The 24,856-nt window shown below is 44.2% G+C and carries 23 protein-coding genes; 13 read left to right on the top strand and 10 right to left on the bottom strand.

Annotated features, from left to right (window positions below):
* A partial coding sequence (locus AAC033_RS05640; protein WP_339736296.1) for an efflux RND transporter permease subunit occupies positions 1 to 1,249 on the bottom strand: 1,249 nt, incomplete at its 3' end.
* Between the two features lie 123 nt (positions 1,250 to 1,372).
* Complete coding sequence (locus tag AAC033_RS05635) at positions 1,373 to 1,747, bottom strand: hypothetical protein (RefSeq protein ID WP_339736294.1); 375 nt, start codon at positions 1,745 to 1,747, stop codon at positions 1,373 to 1,375.
* A 113-nt stretch (positions 1,748 to 1,860) separates the two neighbouring features.
* Here AAC033_RS05635 and AAC033_RS05630 point away from each other — a divergent pair, with 113 nt between their 5' ends.
* Complete coding sequence (locus AAC033_RS05630; RefSeq protein ID WP_339736292.1) at positions 1,861 to 3,000, top strand: aldose epimerase family protein; 1,140 nt, start codon at positions 1,861 to 1,863, stop codon at positions 2,998 to 3,000.
* A gap of 82 nt (positions 3,001 to 3,082) precedes the next feature.
* Here AAC033_RS05630 and hemH read toward each other — a convergent pair whose 3' ends face one another.
* The 3 genes from hemH to AAC033_RS05615 all read right to left on the bottom strand — a co-directional run bounded on the left by hemH (position 3,083) and on the right by AAC033_RS05615 (position 6,775).
* The gene (gene hemH, locus AAC033_RS05625) at positions 3,083 to 4,186 is read right to left on the bottom strand and encodes a ferrochelatase (RefSeq protein WP_339736290.1); all 1,104 of its coding nucleotides are present in this window, start codon (positions 4,184 to 4,186) and stop codon (positions 3,083 to 3,085) included.
* 288 nt (positions 4,187 to 4,474) lie between these two features.
* Positions 4,475 to 4,891: a response regulator gene (locus AAC033_RS05620; protein WP_339736288.1), complete on the bottom strand. Its 417-nt coding sequence runs from the start codon at positions 4,889 to 4,891 to the stop codon at positions 4,475 to 4,477.
* A gap of 93 nt (positions 4,892 to 4,984) precedes the next feature.
* Positions 4,985 to 6,775 (bottom strand): PAS domain S-box protein, encoded by a 1,791-nt coding sequence (locus AAC033_RS05615; protein WP_339736286.1) that lies wholly within the window; start codon positions 6,773 to 6,775, stop codon positions 4,985 to 4,987.
* Between the two features lie 436 nt (positions 6,776 to 7,211).
* Here AAC033_RS05615 and AAC033_RS05610 point away from each other — a divergent pair, with 436 nt between their 5' ends.
* Entirely contained in the window at positions 7,212 to 8,030 is an 819-nt protein-coding gene (locus AAC033_RS05610) for a hypothetical protein (protein ID WP_339736284.1), read from the top strand.
* Positions 8,031 to 8,098: 68 nt separating this feature from the next.
* Here AAC033_RS05610 and AAC033_RS05605 read toward each other — a convergent pair whose 3' ends face one another.
* Positions 8,099 to 8,674, bottom strand: a complete 576-nt coding sequence (locus AAC033_RS05605) for a pentapeptide repeat-containing protein (RefSeq protein ID WP_339736282.1) — start codon at positions 8,672 to 8,674, stop codon at positions 8,099 to 8,101.
* Between the two features lie 223 nt (positions 8,675 to 8,897).
* Between AAC033_RS05605 and AAC033_RS05600 the strand changes: the two genes are divergently transcribed.
* From AAC033_RS05600 to AAC033_RS05570, 7 genes are all read left to right on the top strand, one after another.
* Positions 8,898 to 9,695 (top strand): phosphatase PAP2 family protein, encoded by a 798-nt coding sequence (locus tag AAC033_RS05600; protein WP_339736280.1) that lies wholly within the window; start codon positions 8,898 to 8,900, stop codon positions 9,693 to 9,695.
* 69 nt (positions 9,696 to 9,764) lie between these two features.
* Positions 9,765 to 10,916 carry a hypothetical protein gene (locus tag AAC033_RS05595; protein ID WP_339736278.1) on the top strand — a complete coding sequence of 384 codons (1,152 nt, stop codon included), beginning with the start codon at positions 9,765 to 9,767 and terminating at the stop codon, positions 10,914 to 10,916.
* Positions 10,917 to 11,054: 138 nt separating this feature from the next.
* Entirely contained in the window at positions 11,055 to 12,509 is a 1,455-nt protein-coding gene (locus AAC033_RS05590) for an aminoacyl-histidine dipeptidase (RefSeq protein ID WP_339736275.1), read from the top strand.
* 250 nt (positions 12,510 to 12,759) lie between these two features.
* The gene (locus AAC033_RS05585; protein WP_339736273.1) at positions 12,760 to 13,260 is read left to right on the top strand and encodes a YceI family protein; all 501 of its coding nucleotides are present in this window, start codon (positions 12,760 to 12,762) and stop codon (positions 13,258 to 13,260) included.
* Between the two features lie 42 nt (positions 13,261 to 13,302).
* Entirely contained in the window at positions 13,303 to 14,469 is a 1,167-nt protein-coding gene (locus AAC033_RS05580) for a hypothetical protein (RefSeq protein WP_339736271.1), read from the top strand.
* A 91-nt stretch (positions 14,470 to 14,560) separates the two neighbouring features.
* Positions 14,561 to 15,136, top strand: coding sequence for a YceI family protein (locus AAC033_RS05575; RefSeq protein WP_339736269.1), 576 nt, complete (start codon positions 14,561 to 14,563; stop codon positions 15,134 to 15,136).
* Between the two features lie 20 nt (positions 15,137 to 15,156).
* A complete protein-coding gene (locus AAC033_RS05570; RefSeq protein WP_339736267.1) occupies positions 15,157 to 15,576 on the top strand; it encodes an Rrf2 family transcriptional regulator in 420 nt (139 codons plus the stop codon).
* A 6-nt stretch (positions 15,577 to 15,582) separates the two neighbouring features.
* Here the strand turns inward: AAC033_RS05570 and AAC033_RS05565 are convergent, their stop codons facing one another.
* Positions 15,583 to 15,954: an STAS/SEC14 domain-containing protein gene (locus AAC033_RS05565; RefSeq protein WP_339736265.1), complete on the bottom strand. Its 372-nt coding sequence runs from the start codon at positions 15,952 to 15,954 to the stop codon at positions 15,583 to 15,585.
* Between the two features lie 189 nt (positions 15,955 to 16,143).
* On the opposite strand from AAC033_RS05565, the gene AAC033_RS05560 reads away from it, so the two are divergent.
* Both AAC033_RS05560 and AAC033_RS05555 read left to right on the top strand, forming a co-directional pair.
* Positions 16,144 to 17,778: a SulP family inorganic anion transporter gene (locus tag AAC033_RS05560; RefSeq protein WP_339736263.1), complete on the top strand. Its 1,635-nt coding sequence runs from the start codon at positions 16,144 to 16,146 to the stop codon at positions 17,776 to 17,778.
* 156 nt (positions 17,779 to 17,934) lie between these two features.
* Positions 17,935 to 19,233: an NAD(P)/FAD-dependent oxidoreductase gene (locus AAC033_RS05555; RefSeq protein WP_339736261.1), complete on the top strand. Its 1,299-nt coding sequence runs from the start codon at positions 17,935 to 17,937 to the stop codon at positions 19,231 to 19,233.
* Here the strand turns inward: AAC033_RS05555 and AAC033_RS05550 are convergent.
* Entirely contained in the window at positions 19,221 to 20,354 is a 1,134-nt protein-coding gene (locus AAC033_RS05550) for a PAS domain-containing sensor histidine kinase (RefSeq protein ID WP_339736259.1), read from the bottom strand. The two genes, AAC033_RS05555 and AAC033_RS05550, sit on opposite strands and share 13 nt — an antisense overlap.
* Before the next feature lie 228 nt (positions 20,355 to 20,582).
* On the opposite strand from AAC033_RS05550, the gene AAC033_RS05545 reads away from it, so the two are divergent.
* Positions 20,583 to 21,017, top strand: coding sequence for a hypothetical protein (locus tag AAC033_RS05545; RefSeq protein ID WP_339736256.1), 435 nt, complete (start codon positions 20,583 to 20,585; stop codon positions 21,015 to 21,017).
* Positions 21,018 to 21,050: 33 nt separating this feature from the next.
* On the opposite strand, the gene AAC033_RS05540 is transcribed toward AAC033_RS05545, so the two are convergent.
* The gene (locus tag AAC033_RS05540) at positions 21,051 to 22,436 is read right to left on the bottom strand and encodes an aminopeptidase P family protein (RefSeq protein ID WP_339736254.1); all 1,386 of its coding nucleotides are present in this window, start codon (positions 22,434 to 22,436) and stop codon (positions 21,051 to 21,053) included.
* 184 nt (positions 22,437 to 22,620) lie between these two features.
* On the opposite strand from AAC033_RS05540, the gene AAC033_RS05535 reads away from it, so the two are divergent.
* Positions 22,621 to 23,343, top strand: coding sequence for a cytidylate kinase-like family protein (locus tag AAC033_RS05535; protein ID WP_339736252.1), 723 nt, complete (start codon positions 22,621 to 22,623; stop codon positions 23,341 to 23,343).
* Here the strand turns inward: AAC033_RS05535 and AAC033_RS05530 are convergent.
* Positions 23,340 to 24,821, bottom strand: a complete 1,482-nt coding sequence (locus AAC033_RS05530; protein WP_339736250.1) for a family 16 glycoside hydrolase — start codon at positions 24,819 to 24,821, stop codon at positions 23,340 to 23,342. The two genes, AAC033_RS05535 and AAC033_RS05530, sit on opposite strands and share 4 nt — an antisense overlap.
* Positions 24,822 to 24,856: the final 35 nt, after the last annotated feature.

Here is a 24,856-nt window from a genome sequence, read left to right as displayed (position 1 = left end):
CCACAATATTGGCATCGACACCAAAATAGCGCATGGCAATAAACACCATCAATACGGAAATGGGCAATAAACTGGAGATTAAAAATGAGGCCCGCAGGTTGTATACCATCACAATCACTACCAGGATGACAATCAGGATTTGAAGCGAAATGGCTTCTTCCAGCGTTCCCAAGGTTTCGTAAATCAATCCGGATCGATCATAAAAAGGAACGATCGTTAATTGGCTAACCACTCCGTTCTCCAATGTTTTTTTTGGCAGCCCGGGCGAAATCTCCTTGATTTTCTCTTTCACGTTGTTAATCACCTGCAAGGGATTGGCTCCATAACGGGCAACCACCACGCCACCCACCACCTCGGCTCCGTCTTTGTCCAGAGCACCACGCCGCGATGCCGGCCCCAGGCTAACCATCCCGATATCCTTGATGCGCACGGGACTATTCTGCGAAACAGCCACCACCGCTTTCTCCAGGTCTCCCACATTTTTCACGTAGCCCAAGCCACGCACCAGGTATTCAGCCTGGTTAATTTCGATGGTTTTGGCACCGACATCTCGGTTCGACTTTTGCACCGCCTGCATTACCTTGTGCAGCGGAATGTTATAAGCTTTCAGGGCGTCCGGGTTGACATCGATCTGATATTCCTGCACAAAGCCACCGATGGAAGCCACTTCCGAAACACCTTCGGTAGCATTCAGTCCATATTTTACGTAGAAGTCCTGAACTGAGCGGATTTCATGTAAATCCCAACCTCCGGTAGGATTTCCATCCTTGTCGCGACCTTCAAGCGTGTACCAATACACTTGGCCCAAAGCGGTGGCATCTGGTCCAAGTGCTGGCTGCACCCCGTCCGGCAGCAAACCCAACGGCAGCGAACTCAGCTTTTCGAGAATGCGCGAGCGCGACCAGTAAAATTCAATGTCCTCTTCAAAAATGATGAAGATGCTTGAAAATCCGAAGATTGAAGAACTGCGAATCGATTTCACACCCGGAATTCCAAGCAAATAAGTGGTTAGCGGATAGGAAATCTGATCCTCAATGTCCTGTGGCGAACGCCCCATCCATTCCGTGAAAACAATTTGTTGGTTTTCGCCAATGTCGGGAATGGCATCCACCGGAACCGGATCGGAGGGCAAGGCTCCTATTTCCCATCCAAAGGGCGAAGTCACCACTCCCCAGCTTACCAGGCCTGTCAACAGCAACATAGTAACTAGCTTGTTGTCAAGAAAGTACTTTATTATTTTATTCAGCATACCTTTTGATAATTATGAATGATCAAGTTAAATTCTTTTTTTACAAATAAAGAATTCTGGTACAAACGAATGCACCAGCAACCATCGGACTTAAAACCTATTAAATCCGAACATCATTCAAAATCATAACCGGTAAACCTGAATATCGGCAAGAAAATGCAGCACGTCGCGTGGAGGCGGCGATTCTCCAAAGTTATTTGAAATTGAGGCGATTGTTATTTCCCGTGATTTGACCAAAAACTCAGGGATTTCAAATATAACAAAAGTGAAGTAATCGATCTGATTAAAAACTGCCGGAGCGGTATAGTCTTCCTCCAACTGGTAGGTCTGTTGTTCATTATGACAGCAACCGTCTTCCATATCGCAGCAATTTTCCACTTCACCGGCAATGGAAAGATCAATTAAACCTCCGCCACAATAGTGTTTTGTGATGGTGAACCCCATGGTAGAGACCACCATAATGACTAATATTGCAATATGAAAAATTTTCTTTGTCATCTGTAGTAATGGAACGCAAAGTTATATAAATTTGTTCGTACTAATAAAAGTAACTTTGACTTTTTAAGAAATCACAACAATATCAATAAAATAAATCTAAAATGAATTCACGTATGAAAAAACTCGCATTTCTTTTCCTGATTGCCGCTGTTGCCTGCCAGCAACCTGCAAAAAAAGAAGAAGCTCTGTACACCAAAGCTGACTTCGAAAGTTCGATTGATGGCAAGCAAACCACCTTGTACACCCTCGAAAATGCCAATGGCATGAAAGTAACCCTGACCAATTATGGGGCGAAAATCGTTTCCATTATGGTTCCAGACCGCAAAGGTGAGTTGGCCGATGTTGCCTTAGGTTTTAGATCCATCGAAGAATACCAAACGCTGGATGCCGGACAAGGTGCTGTCGTTGGGCCGTATGCCAACCGGATCGCCAATGCGCAATTTGAACTAAACGGCGAAGTTTACCAATTGGAAGTCAATAACCACAACGCGAATCTGCACTCCGGAACGCAAAGTTTTTACCGCCAAGTGTACGATGCGCAAGAAATTAAAACCGAAGACGGGCCAGCCGTTGAAATGACTTTATTAAGCCCGGACGGCGCATCGGGTTTTCCCGGGAATAAAGAAGTGACTGTTACTTATACCCTGACCGAAAACAATGAGTTGAAAATTGACTACCAAGCGACTACGGATAAAGCAACACATTTCAACCTGACTAATCATGTCTATTTTAATCTAAAAGGAGAAGGCAATGGCGATATTTTGGATCACATTGTTGTGATTGACGCCGATTCAACCACTGAAGTTCTGACCAATGAATTGATCCCAACCGGAAAGATCATGTCAATCAAAGGAACAGATATGGATTTTACAATTCCTCATCCTGTAGGCGAACGGATTGACTCGGAGATGCACGCACTGGCCGTGGCTGGTGGATATGACCATAACTACATCTTGAACAAAGATCAGGAAGACGGCGAAATGACTTTCTGTGCCAGCGTTTACGAGCCCGAATCCGGACGCTACATGGAAGTATTTACAACCGAGCCAGCGGTTCAGTTTTACACCGGAAATTTTCTGGACGGAACATTGACTGGCCGTAGTGGAAAAATTTACGAACATCGGTATGGCTTGTGCCTGGAAACTCAGCATTACCCTGATTCGCCCAACCACCCCCATTTCCCAAGCACGGTGCTAGAACCGGGTGACACTTTAAACTCCACCACGATTTATAAGTTTTCGGTGAAGGAATAAAAACAAATTCTTGAAAAACAAAAGACCGGCAGTCAGTTGCCGGTCTTTTGTTTTAAGTCTCTTCCTATTTTTCGAACGCATGCTAATTTGGCCCAGCCATTTGGTTCAAGTCGGAAGGAAAACGAATGCGCTTTGCTGTATCACTGCCATCAGGAGACACGCCCATCTTTTCACTAATCAAAGCGTAAACTGTCCTTACCCAATTATCATCCGCATTCAGGCTTTCGGTGAAATGAAACTCAGTTCCGCCGAATTCCATAAACAAATCGCGGTACTGTTCGCCAATCTCCAGCGTCGTTTCCAGGCAGTCGGCCACAAACGATGGTGATACCACCAACAGTTTGCTATTGCCTTTTTCTGCAAGTTCCTGAATTGTCGCATCGGTATAAGGCTTGATCCACGGGTCTTTTCCCAGTCGGCTCTGGAAAGAGGTCGTATATTTCACTTCATCGAGTCCCAACTTTTTGGCAATCAAATCAGTCGTTTCAAAACAGGCCGAACGGTAACAATACGGCTTACGGGCACTGCAAAATGCGCATTTGTTTCCGGTATGGCTGCACCAAGCTGTGCCAGCTTCATTCATGTTATCCAGGTGTCGCTCTGGAATCCCGTGATAGCTGAACAGAATGTGGTCAGGCTCATTGATCAGCATATCCTGCTTTATTTTATCGGCGAAATTCTGAATATACTGCTCATTATTGTGATAGCTGTTCACAAACTGAATACTTGGAATCACATTCCACCTCTGCACAATGGTCATCACTTTTTCAGCAATGGAACCAGTAGTTGCCGAAGCATACTGGGGAAAGAGGGGGAAGATAATAATCTCGTCGACCTGGGCCTTCCGAAGCTTTTGCAAACCCACATCGATGGATGGATTCTGATAACGCATAGCCAATTCAACGGTCACATCATCGGAGAAATAGCCGGCCAATTTTTTAACCAATGCTTTCCCATAAACTAACAACGGCGAGCCTTCGTCGAGCCAAAGTTTTTGATATTCGAGCGATACCTTAGGTGCCCGAAACGGGACAATGATCAAATTGACCAATAACCAACGTTTCCAGAACGGAATATCGATTACACGGCCATCCATTAAAAATTCCCGTAAATAAACACCAACATCTTTCGAAGTCGGCGAATCCGGGGTTCCGAGATTCACAACTAAAATTCCTGTTCGTTTCATACTGGTTTTTTCATAATTTTTTGAATGATCCGGGATGCTTACCGGCACTTCTAACAAAATAGCGACACCACGCTTTTGCTTTGTGAAAGCCAATGGTTATTGCAATAATAAACAAACAACAGCACAATTGTTCTTTTCCGATCACAAAAACCATGGAAAGCCCTCTGGAAAAATAAAGCCGACGAGCCGCACAAAGCTAAGAGATAAAACTAAAAATGGCCTTGGCACGGGCTAAAAACTGTGCAAACGCTTTGGAGAGAGCCTATGCAATTACGACAAGCGCCTGTTTCAAAGGCGCTCTCCAAAATACTCTGTAATAATTTCATCTAAAATGGCCTTAGACAAAGGCTTGTTTACGAACTTGGAAATTTCTGGAATTTGCCTGGCTTTTTCCTCGTCATCAGGGTTGGGCGATGTGGTCAACATCACCGCTACAATTTGTTCGGTGCGGCTTATGTCCATTTTTTTATATTCTTCCAAAAACTCCCATCCATTCATCCCGGGCATGTTAATATCCAAAAAAATGAGTTCGGAAAGCGGATGCAGGCCTTCTTCTGTTTCGCTGAGGTACTCGAGGGCCTCCTGCCCTCCATTTACAGCGACCACCTGCTCGGCGCAGGCGGCATCGCGAATAACAAGCTTGTGTAGAAAATTATCGGCTTCGTTATCATCGATCAATAAAATACTCTTCAATTTCATTTTCATCGGTTTCGTTTTTCAATGTTTAATTGTTATCAAATGAGCCAACAGGAATTAATCACTCCTGCTGAAGTGTTTGGTTTTCTTTGGGCAATTTTTTCAGTCTCCGGTTTGAATCGTAAAATAAAAACTGCTTCCTTCGCCCGGCTGTGAATCGACCCAGATTTTACCGCCATGCAGGTCAACAATTTTCTGACAATGCGCCAGCCCAATTCCGGTTCCCTCATATTTGTCGCGGCTGTGCAAGCGCTGAAAAATCACAAATATCTTCTGCCTGTGTTTATCCGCTATGCCGATGCCGTTGTCCTGCACTTGAAATTGCGAACAATTGTCTGCTTGTTGTGCAGAAATTTTAATGTGCGGCTGGCATCCTTCCTTGCGAAACTTAATGGCATTAGCTATCAGGTTTTGAAAAAGCAGGCGAAGTTCGGTTTTATATCCGCGAATCACCGGCAAGTGGTCGACCTCGAAGCTTGTTCTGGTATCTTCAATCCGGGACGACAAATCCTGCCGAATATCATCGATCAGCGTCTGACAATTAACCGTGGTCATTTTTTTATTCTGACCGATACGCGAATAATCAAGTAAGCCGATGACCAATTCTTCCATTCGTGTGGTGGCCTGCGAAATAAATTTAAAATATTGCGCAGCATTTTCATCGAACCGTTCGGAATACTGTTTATCCAGCAGCGCGATAAAATTTTTCACAGTCCGCAATGGTTCCTGCAGGTCGTGCGAAGCCACATAAGCGAACTGTTCCAACTCTTTATTTTTAATTTGTAACTCGTTGTTATAGGTATGCATGGCTTTCTCTGTCTTTTTTCGTTGTGAAATATCGCGGATGGCTGCACTGACCAAAACACCTTCTTCGGTCTCCAAAGGGCTGAGCGATATTTCAACAGGAAATTCATGCCCGTTCTTGTGCAAGCCAAAGAGCTCAAGGCCCACTCCCATCGGGCGGATTTTAGGATTGGAGAAAAAGCTTTGCCGATGTTTGCCATGTTGTCGCCGAAATCGCGTTGGAATGAGCATTTCAACCGGACTGCCAATGATTTCTTTTTTCTGATACCCAAAGATGTTTTCAACCTGGGCATTTACCAATTGAATCAGCCCCGACTCACTCACAATCACCATCGCATCAGGCGCACTTTCAAGCAATTTACGAAACTTCAACTCTGCCCGCTTTCGATCGCTGATGTCACGGATTGCCGCGGAAACAAAAGTTCCCTCGGCAGTAATCAGTGGGCTGAGCGATATTTCAACAGGGAAAGTTGATCCATCCTTTTGCTTGCCATAAAGCTCCGTGCCTTGGCCCATGCTTCGGGTTTTTGGGTGAAGGATATAATGCTGCCGATATTGCCTGTGATTTTCGATAAAAGAGTCGGGAATCAGTATTTCAACTGCTTTTCCCAGCAGTTCTTCCTTCCGATAGGAAAACAGGCGCTCGGTTTGTGCATTAACCAGCACTATCTGTCCTTGCTGGTTGACAATGACCATGGCGTCGGGAGCTGTCTCAAGTAAGTCCTGCGCCCTGCTTGATGCCATTTCAAAATGGTTCATCTTACGAATCACCTGCGAAATTCCAACAAGCATTCCTTCCTCCCCGGTCATGGGCGAATACTGAACAGAAACCGCAATACGCTCGTTGTGCTTGGTCAGTCTGTGTGTTTGAAAAGGTTCTGAAGGTTTATTGAAAAGAATAACTTCTCGTGCCACTTCAAAATCATCAGTGCCGTCGTCGGGCAACAAACATCGCTGGTTTTTACCTGGTAACTCCTGATCATCGTATTCCAGCATCCGGCTGGCCGACTGGTTACAGTAAGTGATTTCTCCAGCCAGGTCAAGAGCAATAATGGCATCTCTGGCTTGATCAATAATGAAATAATTCATTTCCGATAATAGTTTAATCATTACCCTCTGGCTGGGTGCATTTAACTTATAAAACCACCCAACCTTCTCTCCTAAACGCTTAATCTCTTCATCTGTCACGAGACGCCAAGCGTGTCCGGATACTCCGGATAATCCCTTATCAGAATCGCAAAATTGATAAACTCACCATAGGAAACACATCAGCGGCCAACATAGTTCGGCTCAAACTACTATTCTAAAACATAACTTTTTTCCATAAAGAACATTTGTCCCTCCTCCTCAAAATTACCGTTGTAGTTTTCAAAACACCATTTTAGCTTGAACTCAACTCACGTACAATAATTTGATATTTAGCTGAATTACCTCTGCGAAAATCCTTTTGACCCGGGGTTGATTGGCAATGAAAATTTTGCTAGTTTGGCTAACCAAAACAGACTCCATTAAAAACATGAAGATCATGAAAAAATATTTCATCCTTGCCGGAATGCTCATTGCCAATCTGCTTGCCTTTTCACAACAGCCATACAAATACATCATCATCCCCGTTCAATTTCCTGAAATTGGCGAAGACCTCAATCCATACGGGGTTAGTACGGCACTTCAAAAGGTATTCAATGAAAAATCATTGGCCCATGCTTTTCATGCTCCCGACATGGAGGAGGATTATTGCGATGCGCTAACCGTAAACCTTGTTCCCGTAAAAAACATGTTTAAAAACAAACTAAAGGTGGAGTTGAAAGATTGCAGAAACCAAGTGATCTGGTCGCGCGAAGGGACCGGAAACTCAAAAGACTTCAGAAAAGGGTATGCGGAAGCGATTAGCGATGCACTAAGCGAACTGAATGATATTCCTGTGGATCCCAATGCGTCACCCACAGCCACGCCTGCAGTACAAGAAGCACCTGCTGAAAAGCCTGTAGTTGCGCAACAAGGTTTAGCAAGGCCAGTGGCCACATCGTCCAGCGGAAATCAGCCGGAAGAAGTCCTGTACAAACCGAACAAGCTTTTTTACAACTATACGTATTTTATTGATTTAGTTGATGCCGAAAACGGAAAGAAAAAATTGATTATTCTTAATGGCGAACTTCTAGGCTACGACAATTTGGCATTGATCGGAACTTTAACTCCGTCGGGATTAGGGGATGTTTTCACCTTGGAATGGCGCAATCCAGGCGGGGAAACTGTGCGCGGAGTAGCCAACTTAACGGCTGAGGAGTTGAAAATATCCTTGCCCGAGGGTGAAACGTTGAAAGTCATTACCCTTCAGAAATATTAATTCACCGAAAAATAATACTGAGTTTGAAATTTTTCTAAATATCTCCTGCCAATTGAAGTATCTAAGACTTAAGCTTCGATTCGCAGATCATATTTCCCAAGCAAGCCAGCTAAGCCGGAGTGCGAAAACCGGGCCTTTTTCAGATAGTTTTCCTCCGGGTCGATGGAAAAGCCAATTGCTGTTCGAAAATCTGCCTTTTCAAGCCTGCTTCGAAAGAATGTTGACCCAGTGAGAATACAATCTTCGAATACTGATTCAACTAACTGACATGCAGTAAAATCGCATTCAGTGAGGGAACAATGCTCAAAGCGGGTTTGCTTCATTTTCTTTTTAGAAAACAATGCATAATCGAGTTGACACGAGTCAAACGCCACCTGAAACAGAAAATCGCTGCACTGGCTGAAATCAAAGCCCATCAGTTTACACCGTTTAAAGCGAACATCTTTCAGACCAGTTGCACTGATTTTGACCAACATGAAGTTACAATCTTCAAAGCTGCAATCCAGAAAATCTGTCCCAGTCAAATCACCGTTCGAAAACAAGCAATTCATAAATCGGCAGCCGTCAAACTCGCAACCGGCAAGCCGTTCTTTTGCAAAATCAACTTGGGTATAGGTCTTATCGAAATTTGCTTGTTCAATCATCGGTATCTTTCTTTGTCCGCAAAGTTATCCTAATTTGTGTTTTTTAGCCAGAAAAAGTCCCCCAACCAGCGCGAAAATTTGTTTCCTTCAGCAAAAGTTGTGATTATTGTATCGACATTCCTGGCTGAACTTCACAAATCATTAATTCCCGTGTTGCGGGTTGAATTTTGTTGTGATTTTTGCTATCGGAAAATTGAAAAATCAGACTTTTACCTCAAGGTTTATGAAGAAGAGTAAACTGCTGCTGCTTTTGTTTTTGGCTCCGCTTGTTCTAACAGCCCAGGTTGATTCGCTCCAATTAGACCGGGCGTTTATCAAAAAAGGATGGAACGATACTAAAACCCTGTTCACTGCTCCTGCCCACTGGGATGGGCACGACTGGGCAACCTTTGGCGCAGTTTCAGCATCGGTGGCGGCCCTGTTTTTGGTTGATGACCCCGTACAAGAGGCCTTTCAGAACTGGAATCAACATGCCGGCAGGTCAGGCGAGCGAATATCTGCCAATTTCCTGGAACCTTGGGGTGCTGAATACTCTCTCGCTATGATGGGCGGTTTGATGGGCTACGGTTTATTGACAAAAAACAGGAAAAGTCAGTCCACGGCGCTACTAGCCGGCGAGAGTTTTGTACTGGCCAGCCTGTTCCTACAAATTCCCAAGCGCCTGATTGGCAGGTCTCGTCCAAGCTCCGGCGACGATCCGTTTCAATTTAATGGCCCATTCAAAGGTTCGGCCCTACCATCGGGCCATACGACAGCGGTTTTTGCGGTGGCGTCGGTTATTGCCAACCAGTATTCAGACACGCCAGTTGTACCAATCATCTCCTACTCGATTGCTACAGCCGCCGGGCTATCTCGAATTTACGACAACCGTCATTGGTTAAGCGACATAGCTGGAGGAGCCGCACTGGGAATAGCCGTGGGAAATTTAGTGAGTGGCAAACACAATAAAACCAAACGGGTAGCCGTCCTGCCATTCTCAACAGGACACATACAAGGACTACGCCTGGCGTATATCCTGTAACAGGAGAAGAGGATGCATAAAAAAAATCGTTACTTTTAGCCCATTCAAATGACAAACAGCTTAGGACTTATGAAAAAATGGGGATCTATCATTTTAGTGATGCTTTTGGTTGGCGCCTGCTCTTCAGGAAAAAAAGCATTGGATCGGGGCGATTATATTGAAGCCATAGAAAAAGCCGTCAATCGGCTTAGCAGCGACCCGAACAATAAAAAAGCCAAACAAGTGGTCAGTGATGGTTATTCGCTGGCGATGGAATATTACCAAGAAGAAATTGACCATATTCTGAGTGGAAATGATGCCTTTAAATGGGGAAAAACACTCAACATCATGAACAGAGTCAACCACCTGAGCAACCTGATCCGGCGGGTTCCGGCTGCACGTGGCCTGGTGTCGTCGCCCAAAATGTACACCGCTGAACTGAGCCAGGCCACCGAGCGGGCGGCTGAAGAACGCTACCAGGCTGGTCTCATCAGCTTATCGCGCCCAAATCGCGAAGATGCAAAAGAAGCTTATTATCACTTTTCACAGGCCGACAACTTGGTTCCCTCATACAAAGATGTTTTGGAAAAAATGTATGAAGCCAAAGACCGGGCAACCATTCACGTCATTCTCGAATCCGTTGCACTGCCATTGAAACGGTATGAATTATCCTCCGAATTCTTTTACGAACAAGTCATCAACCGAATGAAACAGCGGTTTCCAAGTTCAGGTTTTGTCGCGTTTTACACCCCCGAAGAGGCCGAAAAGCAGCAGGTTCAATATCCCGACATGGTTGTTCGAATGGAATTTTATGACTTTTTTGTAGGTCAACCGCAGCATTTTGAAAAAGAGGAAACCCTTGACCGTGTGGTTGAACGAGAGGTAGAAGTTAAGGTTAGCCGCGATTCAACGCGCATCGAAAAAAGACAGGAACGACTGAGGGGTAAAATCAAAATTATTACCGATGAAGTGGCATCACAAGGGCTGCTCAACGTAAAGATTGAAGAGTTTGAGACGCAAAAGCTAATTCTCAGCGAAGAGGTGCCAGGCGAGTTTTTGTGGCAAAATCAATATGGTATTTTTGTTGGCGACGAAGGTGTCCTGACCGAACAACAGGTCCGGATCATCAACAATAAAGCTGTCCCCCCCCCAGGACCGCAAGATTTGTTTGTTGAATTTACCAGACCGATTTATGCCCGCTTGACCGATCGGCTGAGTCAATATTTCAACAAATACAACTGATCATTTTATGAAGAAAATTGTTCTTTGTTGAAAACGTACCACACTTGAAACAAGCATGTTTAGTCAACGCAAAAGGAAATAATTAAAGTGCGAGTTCCATCCGCAAGCGGCGGACCATATAAAAAACAATCTAATCATATGAAAAAACTCGATAAACTCCAGCCACAACCCTTATGGGACTATTTTGAAGCGATTTGCCAGGTTCCACGGCCATCAAAGAAAGAAGAAAAAATCCGCGCCTTTCTCCTCAATTTTGCCGCACAAAATGGGCTGAAAGCCAAATCGGACAAGATTGGTAATATATTGATTTGCAAGGCGGCAACTGCCGGGAAAGAAAATTTACCCACCGTTGTGCTGCAATCGCACATGGATATGGTTTGCGAGAAAAACAGTGACAAAATATTCAATTTTGATACAGAGGCCATTGTTCCGGTAGTGGATGGCGAATGGGTGAAAGCCGATGGAACAACCTTAGGCGCCGACGATGGCATTGGTATAGCGGCCCAAATGGCCATTCTAACTTCAAACAATATTGCACACGGTCCTATTGAATGCCTGGTTACGGTGGATGAAGAAACCGGATTGAGCGGTGCGTTTGCCCTGCAACCCGATTTTTTGGGCGGGAAAATCTTAATCAACCTTGACTCAGAAGATGATGGAGAGTTATTTATTGGCTGCGCTGGTGGAGTCGATACATTGGGAACACTCAGCATTGAAAAAGAGAAGACACCGGGAAAATCATTTGCCATGAAAATTATGGTGAAAGGTTTAATGGGCGGCCATTCGGGTGATGACATTCATAAGGGACGCGGAAACGCCATAAAAATACTGACCCGCTTCCTGTGGCAAGCCATCCGAAAGTATGGTGTTCGAATTGCTGATTTCGATGGAGGCAACTTGCGCAATGCCATTGCCCGGGAAGCAACGGCTACGGTAATTGTACCTAGCGTACAAAAGGAACAACTGGTTGCCGAGATCAATATGTTTTCAGCCGATGTTGAGTTTGAATATGAGCGAACGGAACCCAACCTGGTTGTAGACCAAAGCTCTACCCTTGTTCCGGAAAAAGTGCTTACGCAAGCCAGCCAGGAAAACTTACTCAACTTGTTGTATGCCTGCCCTCATGGTGTACTGGAGATGAGCACCCGCATGAAAGATATGGTTGAAACCTCGACCAACCTGGCATCCGTTAAATTCGTCGACAAAAATAACCTGCTCATAACCACCAGCCAACGCAGCGAAATAGAAAGCCGCAAGTATTTTGCATCTGAAATGGCTCGCTCGGTGTTCGAACTTGCTGGAGCCAAAGTCAAACACTCCGATGGATATCCCGGCTGGACTCCTAACCCATCCAGCCCTATCCTCAAAATCGCAGTCGACTCATATATAAAGTTGTTTGGCGAAAAACCAATTGTACGATCCATTCATGCCGGGCTTGAATGTGGGCTATTTCTAGAAAAGTACCCTGATCTGGACATGGTGTCCATTGGACCAACCATTTTGGGCGCCCATTCACCCGACGAGCGGATCAATATTCACACCGTCGACAAGTTCTGGAAGCATTTGGTTGACATATTGGAAAATATTTCTTGATTATTATTGTTTCATATCCGACTTTCCAAAAATACTATCCTGCTGTCTCCTATTACATTATGAAAATAAGACAATCTAGTCCGCTTCTAAATTAATTGTCTTGCAACCTCTGTCATTTGCGGAAATGCAAATTGTTTCTATGTTTGTGCTACTAAAACAGTAGGAAAGGTAGGATAATATGAAGACAATAATTAGAAGCTTTAGATTTAGTGCATTAGCAATGCTATTTGCTGTTGCAAGTTTAGCAACCATGGCACAAGTTCAGTATAAACTGGATTCAAAAAACAGTTCGATCCTCGTAAAGGGCACCTCGACAATTCATGATTGGGAAATGAATGTGAAAGCATCAACCAGCTCTTTCACCCTCCAGGAAGACCAGTCACTCGAAAGGCTAACATCAGGTAGTTTCACAGTGGGTGTTGCGTCAATTGAAAGCGACAAAAACATCATGAACAAAAAAGCTTGGGAAGCTTTGAAGGAAGAGAAATTTCCGCAAATTAAAGCTAAACTGCTTCAGGTCTCACAAAACGGAAATTCCGGAACTGTGCAGATGGAGCTGACCATTGCCGGAAAAACCCAAAAAGTTGCTGACGATTTCAAGTTAACAAATGGAAGTGGAAAAATTCTGGTTGAAGGCATTTTAGACCTGAAAATGACAGACTTTGGCGTTGAACCTCCAACGGCAATGATGGGAACAATTAAAACCGGAAATGAAATTAAAGTTGAATATAAATTAGTCTATAACAAATAGTAGAGAGAGAGAAGTATTTTAAATTTAATTTAATTATCAATTATGAGAAAGATTACAGTAATTATTGCTAGTTTATTGATCGCAATAACAAGTTTTGCCCAGCAATTCGAAGCTGAAAAAATAGATCCTCAAGATTTTTCTGATCTGAAAGTTAAAGTTGGAGCTGATTTCGCTCTTCAACTTCAGTGGCTCGACCACGAGGCTGACGCTGAATTGATTGACCTAAAAAATAACTTCAATTTACCAACAGCCAACCTGAACATTACAGCCGACTTGGCACCGGGAATTCAGTTGTACATCAACAACTACATGTCCTCGCGCCACCACAATGAGGCGTGGGTCGAAGGTGGATACCTGACCATTGATAACCTGCCCTTTTTACCGGCTGCCGATGATTTGATGCAGTACCTGACCATTAAAGCCGGAGTGATGAACCCAAACTATGGCGATGCGCATTTTTTCCGCAGCAACAACGCCGCCGTTACCAACAACCCTTTTGTAGGCAACTGGATTATGGATAACTACACCACCAATCCCGGATTGGAAGTGATGTACCGCAACAATGGGATCTTAGCTTTGGTGGGAACCAACAACGGACGCATGAACTACGGACGTGGAAATGATATTGGTGATGAGCTTGTTTTCCATTGGAAACTGGGCTACGATACCAACATTAACGAAGATTTGCGGGTGCGTGCAAACCTTTCGGGCTACCACGTTGGCGAAGGCCACAGCGGATCGACCCTCTGGGATGGTGACCGTGCCGGTGCCCGTTACTACAACGTGATGCAACTGGCTTCGGCCGAAGGCGACAACTTTCGCTCAGGACGCTGGAGTCCGGGTGGAGGACAAACGGAGATGAATAGCTACATGGCCAACCTGTTTGTGCAGTTTCATGGCCTTGAACTGTTTGGAATTTACGAAAACATGAAAGGCGTTAAAGGTGGAAACGACCAACATTTCACCCAAACGGCCCTTCAGGCAATCTATAATGTTGGCGACTTCTACTTCGGCACTCGTTTGAATAAAGTATCAAACAATGATGGCTCTGAAGTGACTCGCACCAACATTGGCGGTGGCTGGCGAATGATTGACTATGTAACGATGAAGCTTGACTATGTGAATCAGGAATATGATGGTGCTGCTCACGGAGCAATTGCTGGTGGGAAATTTAATGGTGTGGTCTTGGAAGCCGCCATTTCATTCTAAAAACTTATTATTTGAATCAGGCAGTCCTGTATGACCAGGACTGCCTTTTCTTTTTTACTTCAAAAAAATAAGAACAGCTGATTCACGACAAATGAAAATCCGATACAAATACCTGGCAATCGTTCTGTGCACGTTGTCCTATCCCGTTGCCGGACAAATGGCTGCCGTGAAAGAGACATTCAGCCGGTACATGTTTGATCAGGTTCACATCTTAGGAAAAACCAATGTGAATGATTTTCACATGGAATACCGGGAAAATGACTTCTGTGAAGTACCGGGAGATTTTCGAAAAGGAAACTCGATGGTTGAAATAGAAATTCCTGCTGATCAGATCGAAGCTGATTCAAAATTAATGCTGAATGACTTTCTGGAACTAATTAACGCTGACAAATACCCGACAATTACCATTGAAATCGACTCGGATGAAATCACCTTTGACCAAGCAGGCGAGTCAGATCTGAAGACTATTGGCATCAGCATGAACGGTATCACCAAACAGTTTAGAAGCCAAACGTTCTCTGATGCCTGTTTCGGAAACCAATGGTGCCTAACGGGGGAACTAAAAATAAAGTTAACCGATTTCAATATTAAACCACCCAACAAGTTTTTCGGACTGGTGAAGGTTCGGGATGAAATATTTATTAATTTTAGGATTTTATTTTCATAAAAACCAAAAAGAAACAACTTTTGAAATTTAGTACCAAAACCCGGTATGGAATTCGTGCTATGCTTGAAATTGCCAAGGACGAATCGCAAAATGGCGTTTTCCAAAAGGACATTGCCGTAAACCAAGGATTGTCAGTCAAATACCTCGACCAAATTATTCATGGGCTAAAAACGGCCGGCTTAATCGTCAACCTCAGAGGAAAAAAAAGCGGCTATATTTTAACCCGGCCGCCAGCCGAAATAACCATGCTTGATATTCACAATGCATTCGAACCGGGCATTTGTGTGATTGACTGTATGGCCAAGGGATTTATCTGCGACCGCAGGAGTAATTGTCAGGTGAAGGGATTTTGGGAGAATCTAAATACGATGATTGTTGACTACTTCAAAAGCGTAACCTTGCAAGATCTTCGCGATCAAAAAGTCACTTTAGACCATTGAACCAGTTCAGGCATACAAGTTCAGCCATGTGATTGCAGATGCTTCCTCTGAAAAGATCTCTGTTTTCATATTCACCACCGATAATTGATCTTTCAGCAGCATCGCCAACGCAATTCCTTTGGGAGTATCACTGATGTATGCGATCCTTACTTCTTCAAATTTTGACAGATGCTTTATTAGTAGGTCAGCCAAGACGCCCAGCTCCGCAGGAGTCATACCTGGGGTAGATTTGCGGTGATCATGCAGAATTCTGATTTTTCCTGATAACTCCATCTTGTCAAGAACCTGAAAATACTTAACAAAGCCTTCCAGCTTGGTTTCCCCATAGAAACAGGCTTGGATAATACCCATCTCTTCTTTCACCTCAAATTTGTTCATCTTACGCGCACAATTAAAGCGCAAAACTATCAATTTTTATTCAAATCCAATAGATCAGTCCTATTCTGCGCCCATCAAAAATAAGAATTACGGGATTTATAATTAAAGTTTTAAAATACCACGAACTACGAGAATAACGGCAGCGAATTCTACATACCTTTGCACCTTCGCAATTTAAGCAATTACTTTATGGACCATTTGTTCAATCCAAAATTAATCAGTGTTCTCAGGCACGGTTACACAAAAAAACAGTTTTCCAAAGACTTATTTGCAGGTGTTATTGTTGGCATCGTTGCGTTGCCGCTTGCCATTGCGTTCGCTGTTGCTTCCGGTGTCTCTCCGGAAAAAGGGCTGATCACCGCTGTTGTTGCCGGCTTGCTAATTTCAGTCTTGGGTGGCAGCCGGGTACAAATTGGTGGCCCAACCGGAGCGTTCATTGTTATTGTTTATGGCATTTTACAAACCCACGGACTGGATGGACTGATCATCTCTACTATGATGGCGGGTGTCTTCCTGATTTTATTTGGACTCCTTCGATTGGGTTCGCTCCTCAAGTTTATTCCACATCCGCTCATTGTTGGTTTCACAAGCGGCATTGCCCTGGTCATTTTCACCACCCAAATCAAGGATGCGCTGGGATTAGAAATCGCCAACCTGCCTGCTGATTTTTTGCCCAAATGGGGTAGCTACCTAGTCGAAATTGAATCATTCAACCCCATGGCTCTAGGAATCACACTTGTCACAATACTCATCACCTTATTTTTCAGAAAAATAACCAGTAAAATACCTGGATCATTCGTCGCCATCATTTTTATTACCGCAATGGTGCAAATGTTTGACCTGCCGGTGACCACCATTGAGTCTGTTTTTGGTGAAATTCCAAACGGTTTTCAGCTGGCCTTTCCTTCCATCGAACTCAGCGAACTGGGCAACTACCTCGCCCCCGCCCTTACCATTGCCTTGCTGGGAGGTATTGAATCGCTTTTGTCAGCCGTTGTTGCAGATGGGATGATTGGTGGGAATCATCGCTCTAACACCGAACTGATTGCCCAAGGAATTGCCAACGTAATCACTCCCATTTTTGGCGGAATCCCGGCAACCGGAGCCATTGCCCGAACCGCAACCAATGTGAAAAATGGGGGACGGACACCTGTTTCGGGGGTTGTCCATGCTATTACCCTGCTGCTGATTATGCTTTTTGTCGGCCAGTGGGCCAAACTCATCCCCATGTCGTGTCTGGCCGGAATCCTGATTGTAGTAGCCTACAACATGAGCGAATGGCGCTTATTCGCCTCCATTCTAAAAGGATCGGGTTTTGATATTTTGATTTTGCTCGTCACTTTCTTTCTTACCGTGTTGGTCGATTTAACATACGCCATTCAAATTGGAATTGTCCTTTCGGCCCTGCTGTTTATGAAACGAATGGCCGACGCCGGAACCAAAACCGAAATGGAAATTGACAGCGACGTGCTTGAAAATTATAGCGCTTTGCCTGAGGGTTTGGCAATTTACGAGATCAGCGGGCCATTCTTCTTCGCTTCGGCAAAACAGTACAGCGCGACCTTAAAAAGCATTGGACAGCAATCGAAGGTATTGATCATAAGGATGCGACACGTCCCATTCATCGATTCAACCGGCCTGCACAACCTGAAGGATGTCATTAAAGACCTGCATCACTCGCACACCACGGTTATTCTTTCCGGAGTCCGCCCGGAAATCCTGAAAGAACTGGAAAAGAACAAGGTGCTGGAGTTGCTTGATCAATCCATGATCTTATCCACTTTTGATTTGGCTCTTCAGAAAGCAAATGATTTTCTGAATTAAAACATTGCGGTTCATTTTAGACCAACCATAACATTACGGGCAGACAGCCTGCTTGTTCGTTCAAAGCACTCTTGCTTTTCAATTGGGCTTGACCACTCTTTTCGCCAACGTGCAACAACAATCATTCGCGTGGTTTGTTTGTGAAAAAAAATTGTCATGCCAGTTAATATTCCAGAAACAGATCAAAAACGAGTGGTTATTGTTGGAGCCGGTTTTGCCGGGCTCAAGCTCGCTCGGAAACTGTACAAAAAAGGCTTCCAACTAGTGTTGGTTGACCGTAACAACTACCACCAGTTTCAACCGCTTTTTTATCAGGTAGCTACCTCGGGCTTGGAACCCAGCTCCATCTCCTTCCCTCTCCGAAAAGTCTTTCAGAAAATAAAAAACGTGTATGTTCGAATTGCCGAAGTAGAGCGCATTCTACCCGAAAAAAAGATGATTGAAACCAGCCTCGGAACCATGTGGTACGATTATTTGGTAATTGCCACCGGCGCCAACACCAACTTCTTCGGCAACCAGGGATTTCAGGATTACAGCCTGCCTATGAAGTCAGTTTCAGAAGCACTTTACCTGCGCAACCGTATTTTGCTGAATTTTGAAAAAGCGGTTACCCTGCGCGACAGGGAAGAATTACGCCAGCTTTTAAGCGTATTGGTAGTTGGCGGCGGCCCCACCGGTGTAGAGGTTTGTGGCGCGTTGGCTGAGATGAAAAAGTTTATACTTCCAAAAGATTACCCGGACCTGGACTTTGGTTTGATGGAAATCACCTTAATTGAAGCGGGCCCTCATTTACTAAGCGGCATGAGCCGTGAGGCTGCCGAAAAAGCGAAAAAGTACCTCGAAGAACTTGGCATCAAGGTTCTATTGTCGCATATGGTAACAAGCTACGATGGACAAACAGCACGTTTAAAAAACAACGAGCCGATTCAAACCCAAACCTTAATTTGGGCAGCGGGAATTGAGGGACAAATGCCCAAGGGAATCAGTTCAGAAAAATTGGAAAGAGGAAACCGCATCAAAGTCAATCGTTTCAATCAGGTTGACGGGATGGACAGGGTATTTGCGTTGGGCGATATTGCCTACATGGAAACTCCCAACTACCCCAATGGTCACCCACAAGTTGCTCAGGTTGCGCTTCAACAAGCCAAAACACTGGCTGATAACCTGGCGCGTGAGCGGGACTCCAAACGGTGGGTTGATTTTGAATACAAAGATAAAGGCTCGATGGCTACTGTTGGTCGAAACCGTGCAGTCGTTGATTTGCCTTTTGTCCGCTTTGGCGGGACATTGGCATGGCTTACCTGGATGTTTGTTCACCTGATGTCGATCGTTGGAGTCAAAAACCGGCTTCTGATCTTCATCAACTGGCTGTGGAAGTATTTTACTTTTGACCAGTCGCTTCGACTCATTTTAAAAGCATCGGGCGATAAATTCCAATCGAATCAAAAGCCTTGAGGCGTATCAGGTAAATCAATGTAAAAGGTAGTGCCTTTCGCTTCGGTACTCGAAAAGCCAACCACCCCTCGCAAGTACCTCTCACCCAGCAACTTCATACTATAAGTGCCAATTCCTCGGTTATGACCTTTGGTAGAATAGGAGCGCTGAAAGATCTGCATCTGAACGTCATGTGCCATATAAGTATTGTTGAACACACTAAACCGGACACTATCTCCACGATCCTTTGCCTTCAGAACGATACTGGCCCCGCTGGGGATAGCCTCCATGGCATTCTTCACCATATTAACCAGCACCCGCGTCAATAAGGTCTGATCGGTTACAATTTCTCTATCAGTAGTTTGATTAACAACTTCTGTATGCTTTTCATGAGCCACCACATGAAATCGAACCTGATCGGTCAGCTTATTAAGCAACCGGTCTATTTTTATCGGAGCAAAATGAGGCTGCAGCTCGCCCAATTCTGCTTTCATCATTTGCTGCTGCCCTTGAATCTCATCAATAATCTGCTCAGTCAATGAGCTGGCAATCTCCAGGTACTTTTCCTTCTTATCGTCCGAAAGTACAGGCATTAGTTCTAAAATTCCACTCAATCCGCCCGCAATATTCAATACATCGTGAAAGAAAATTCGCTCTAATAAGGCTTTTCGCTTACGTTCCGTGATGTCTTCAATCGATACAATCAAGTATTTTTTTTCAAATTCAATTGGTGTAGCCGTGATCTCTAAGTCGAGCTGAAAAGTTTCCTGATCTTTTTGGGAGGTTATTTTGCACTCACGGACAACTTTTTTAGATTGTTTCCACGCCTGATCAAATGCAGTTTTTGCACCACAGTATTCACACTTTTCCGTAGTGCCACATCCTCCTGTATCATTGACCGCATTAACACAATTGAAAATCTCACCAGGACGCACTCCCAAAACATGTTCCTCCAAATCGAGGTTATACTTTTCCAACATAGTATCGTTCGAAAACACGACCTGATTTCGATCATTCAGGATGCAAATCACTGATGACAGTGAAGAAAGTATATCTTTGATGTACTGAATCCCTGTTATCTCAATCCTACTCTTGAGAATCTCTTCAAAAGGTTCGCGAACTAGGTTGCCGTTTCTATTCATTTTATTTCAATCAACTGGGCTCACAAGATACAAAATTCCTTCATTTTGCCACAAGAAGATTTCAGAACAGGACAAATTGCAAACAAAATCACCATTCGATTGACCTAAAAAAGGAAAAACAACTGGTTCCCAAGATAAATTGCCCCTGACATTCAGCAACAAAAAAGACAAATGTTATTTTTTAATTGTTTAAAAACCTGTAAATTAAACTTTCTTAAACGTCTAATTATGACCATTCTATTTTTATGTTCGGGATCAGGTTCCTGCAAAAGCTTAATGGCAAAAACCATTCTGGAATCGATCGACTCAAGACAGCGAGTCCTTTCGGCTGGAATTGGCCTGGCAAAAGAAATCAATCCATTAGCCGTTCAAGTCATGAAAGAGATTGGTCTGGTGATGAACCTGGCCGATCTTCAACCTGTATCTGCACTCAAAGATGAGCCAATCGACTACCTGATTACTGTTGGAGAGAATACAAAAGAGGAATTTCATCAACTCCCCATTCCTTATCAAAACAAACTGCACCTCAGCTTTAGCAACCCGGATAAACCGAACTACCGATATGAAAGTCAGCTGGACGCTTACCGGCATCTGCGTGATGAAATCAGGACCGAACTTGACTATTTTTACCACCGGATCTTAAAAGAAAAGGCTGCCAATTAGCAGCCTTTGATGGTCATAAATCTATCGATAAATTCATTTCATGGTTGATTCCACGTCTTTGGGCGTGATCGGAATCCGTTCCCCAATTAACTCACAGCCTTTCTCAGTAATCAGCAAATCATCTTCCAGGCGAATTCCACCAAAACTGCGGAAGGCATCCAACCGGTCAAAATTGATAAATTCCCGATTTGCTTTTTCCGATTTCCATTGATCAATCAAGGCTGGAATAAAGTATATGCCCGGTTCGTTGGTAATCACAAAGCCTGCCTGCAATTTTCGTCCAAGACGCAACGAAGCCGTCCCGAATTGATTGACAGGTCGAATTTCATCGTCGTAACCAACATAAATTTGTCCCAGATCTTCCATATCATGCACATCCAATCCCATCATGTGACCCAGTCCGTGAGGCATAAACAAAGCGTGGGCACCAGCTTGAACCGCTGCATCCACATCGCCCTTCATCAACCCCAAGGCTTTCAGCCCCGAAGCAATCACTTTGGCAGCTTCAAGATGGATGGATAAATAACTAACGCCAGGTTTAGCCAATAGGGTCGCCCGATTATTCGCCGCCAAAACTATTTCATAAATCTCGCGCTGTTGCTGACTAAACGTCCCACCAACCGGCGAAGTACGCGTAAAGTCGGAAGCATAATGCATGCCAGTTTGCGCACCTGCATCGACCAGCAAAAGTCTGCCTTTTTCCAGAATATTGGAATGATCGTGGTTATGCAAAGTCTCGCCATTTTGGGACAGTATGATCGGGAAAGCAGGCGGATTTCCATTAGCCAAAGAAATTCCTTCAATGGTCCCGGCAATTCTCTGTTCCCAGGTACCAGGCATGGCCATTTTCATTGCTGTGACATGCATCTGATAACCAGCAGCTGCTGCCTTTCTCAGCTCCTCGACTTCACCCTCATCCTTGATGGAACGTAAACTCACAATAGCCTGAATCAGTTCCAACGATGCTTCAGCCTTCTGCTGTGATGGAACCACTCCGGTGAGTTCCTGCAACAGCAACTGGTTCTCAGCCCGGTATGGCGGTGTAAAATGAATCTTCCGTCCACGTTTTACCGCTTCGCCAACCTGGGCAAACAGCTTTTCAAAAACAAGCGCTTTCTTAATTCCAACCCGGGCTGCTTTTTCCTGCATGCTCTCTTGAGGCCCCATCCAAATAATATCATCGATGGAAAAATCATCACCAAAGAGCATCTCTTCGCCTGAATCAGCATCGATCAAACCGGCTAGATTCTGAAAATCAAGTCCAAAAAAATATAAAAATGTACTATCCTGCCGGAAATGATACGTATTGTCCTTGTAATTCATTGGTGAGTCCGAATTTCCCAGAATCAGAATCAGTCCTCCACTTACTTTCTCTCTTAACTGACGACGTCTTTGACGATAAATATCTCGATTAAACATGGGCCTGGTATTTTCAATAAAATTAAACGATTTCGAAAGGTAGCTACAATTCTACTGATTGCTTATGATTTTTGACAAGGCTTCGGATAAATTACAAAAAAAAGCTGAGCTTTTTCCTACTCACAAACATATAACTGATTTACTATGAATTCGTAAAACTAAATAAACTTCAAAATCAAATGTCATGGAAAATTCTCTGCTTAATTATATGAACAAGCGCTTCGGCGAAATTTCTCCGGTACGTCGCAAGGAAAGCCACATTGCGGGTCCGGTAATCACGATTTCGAGACAGGTGGGCTGCGGAGGTGTTAAAATTGCCCATAACCTTGCCGAAGCTTTAAATGAATTTGTGATTTGCAAAAAGTGGCAGGTCATCAGTAAGGAAGTATTACACGAAAGCGCCCGACAGCTAGAGTTAGATCCCCGAAAAGTTAACCGACTATTTACCCCCGACGAACACTCCACTTTCGATGAAATACTGGAAGCTTTTAATGCAAAAATGTACAAAAGTGACCGGATGATCCTAAAAACAGTCAAAGAGGTAATCAAGGGATTTGCTGTTGATGGATGCTGTATTATTGTAGGACGTGCCGGACATATCATTGCTAAGGACATTGAGCATTCTCTGCATGTTCGACTGGAAGCTCCCCTGGATTGGCGTATTGAAAAGATTGCTTCCCGAAATAACATTTCCACCGATGAAGCCATCAAGTTCATTTCGGAAACGGAAAAAAAACGGGAAACTTTTCGCAAGCATTACCTCAACAAAAAGCATCCCGAAGAAATGTTTGACCTGGTAATTAATGTTTCCAGATTCAAACCTGAAAATATTGTAAAAATCATAAAATCAGCCGTTGAGCTCAAGGGAATCACCGAAAGCCTGCGATCGAACGTCTCCTATTTTTAACCGGTAATATGTGTGGGCAATCCTTTGGTTTGAACCGGCTTCTGTCCATCAGGTTTCGGCATAAACATATCCTTGTAAGTTAATCCCAGTTTTTCTGCCATTTCCAGGGAATACTCCAAGCGTCCAAACTCCGGAGTAACATTATTGGTTCCAAAAGTGAACTTCACCCCCGCTTCTTTCGCACATCGTAAAATCTTCTCCGATGGTAACCTCAGGCGAGAGTTGATTTCAAGGGCTACGTCATTCTCTGCCAATACCTTCACGAAACGATCAATCCGTTCGTCAGTCCATAGCTCATCATACTTATCAGCAAGCACTTCAGGCAAATAGGTTGGATTGACATGAATATCAATCGGCTCCTGCGAAACGATGGCTTCAATGCGGCTAACCAACTGTTCCATAAAATCTTGCTCATCATCCACAAAAACCTCTTCGGGGATCCACAGACGCATCCTCCTTCCTTTGTCATCGGTCCAGGTCATAGCATCGGTAAACACGTAGTCAAACTGCGCAATTGCTTCGGGCGAAAACAAGGTTACCCACTCACGACCTTCGGCCTGCATGCCCCTAAAAATGGGCTGACCTCTCACCGTGTCCATGTAAGCGTAAAGCGATTCATCGTCAGTCACCGGGAACTTCAATCCACAGTTAGGCGCAATGCCATAGTTAATTCCGAGCTTCATCGAATTTTCCGCAGCCTGCTCAATGGTTAAGCCGCCTTTCAGGTGAACATGAAAATCGATTACCGGGAAGTTCGCCAGATGCAATTTGGTAATTTTACTATCCCATTCCCTATCGACAGGCGGTATCAAAACATCGCCATCAGGCAGCACTTTCAACTGAATATCCTTAAAATAAACGGTGCTGTTTGGATCGTGCGCCTGCAATGCAAAACAACCACGATCCAAAACCTTATATTGGTCATTCCGGGCACGATCAGGCTGATCCGGTTGAATGTAATTCACCACTTGTTTGCCATCTACATAGATTTCAACTTGATTTTCAACAACTTTGACTCTCATTTCAAACCACTCATTATCGTCAACCGTAGGGTAATAAACGTTGCGAATACCATAAAGACTGCCGGTTTTTTTAAGTTCGACGTAATCTCCTGATCCCTGATGCGAATTATTTACCTGTACTTCGTAGCCTTTTAGAGGCCAACCTTGCTCCTGCTTTTTTGAATGGATAAAAATGCCTGAATTAGAGCCCGGCATCGTCATGACCATGGCTTTAAGCTCGAAATTTTTGTAGATGCCTTTTTCAGGCCCGCCCGTGTAAAACAAGTGAGCCCGATCTCCGTGGCAAACAATGGCACTATCGACAACCCGAAATGATTCAGGATGCTCCATCGCCTCCCAACCAGCCAGGTTTTTGCCATTAAATAGCGAAATCCATTCTTCCTGATTCTTGTTATGACAGGCAGCAAGCAACAGAAGTGCTGCAAAGAAAAAAACAGCTCGAAACGTATTTTTCATGATCTAAGGTTTTGTTGGTTATTCCAACAAAGATA

Source organism: uncultured Sunxiuqinia sp., from assembly GCF_963974515.1.
Taxonomy (GTDB): Bacteria; Bacteroidota; Bacteroidia; order Bacteroidales; family Prolixibacteraceae; genus Sunxiuqinia.
Note: the sequence above shows the minus strand (reverse complement) of the source record. Positions and strands in the feature narration are given on the sequence as shown.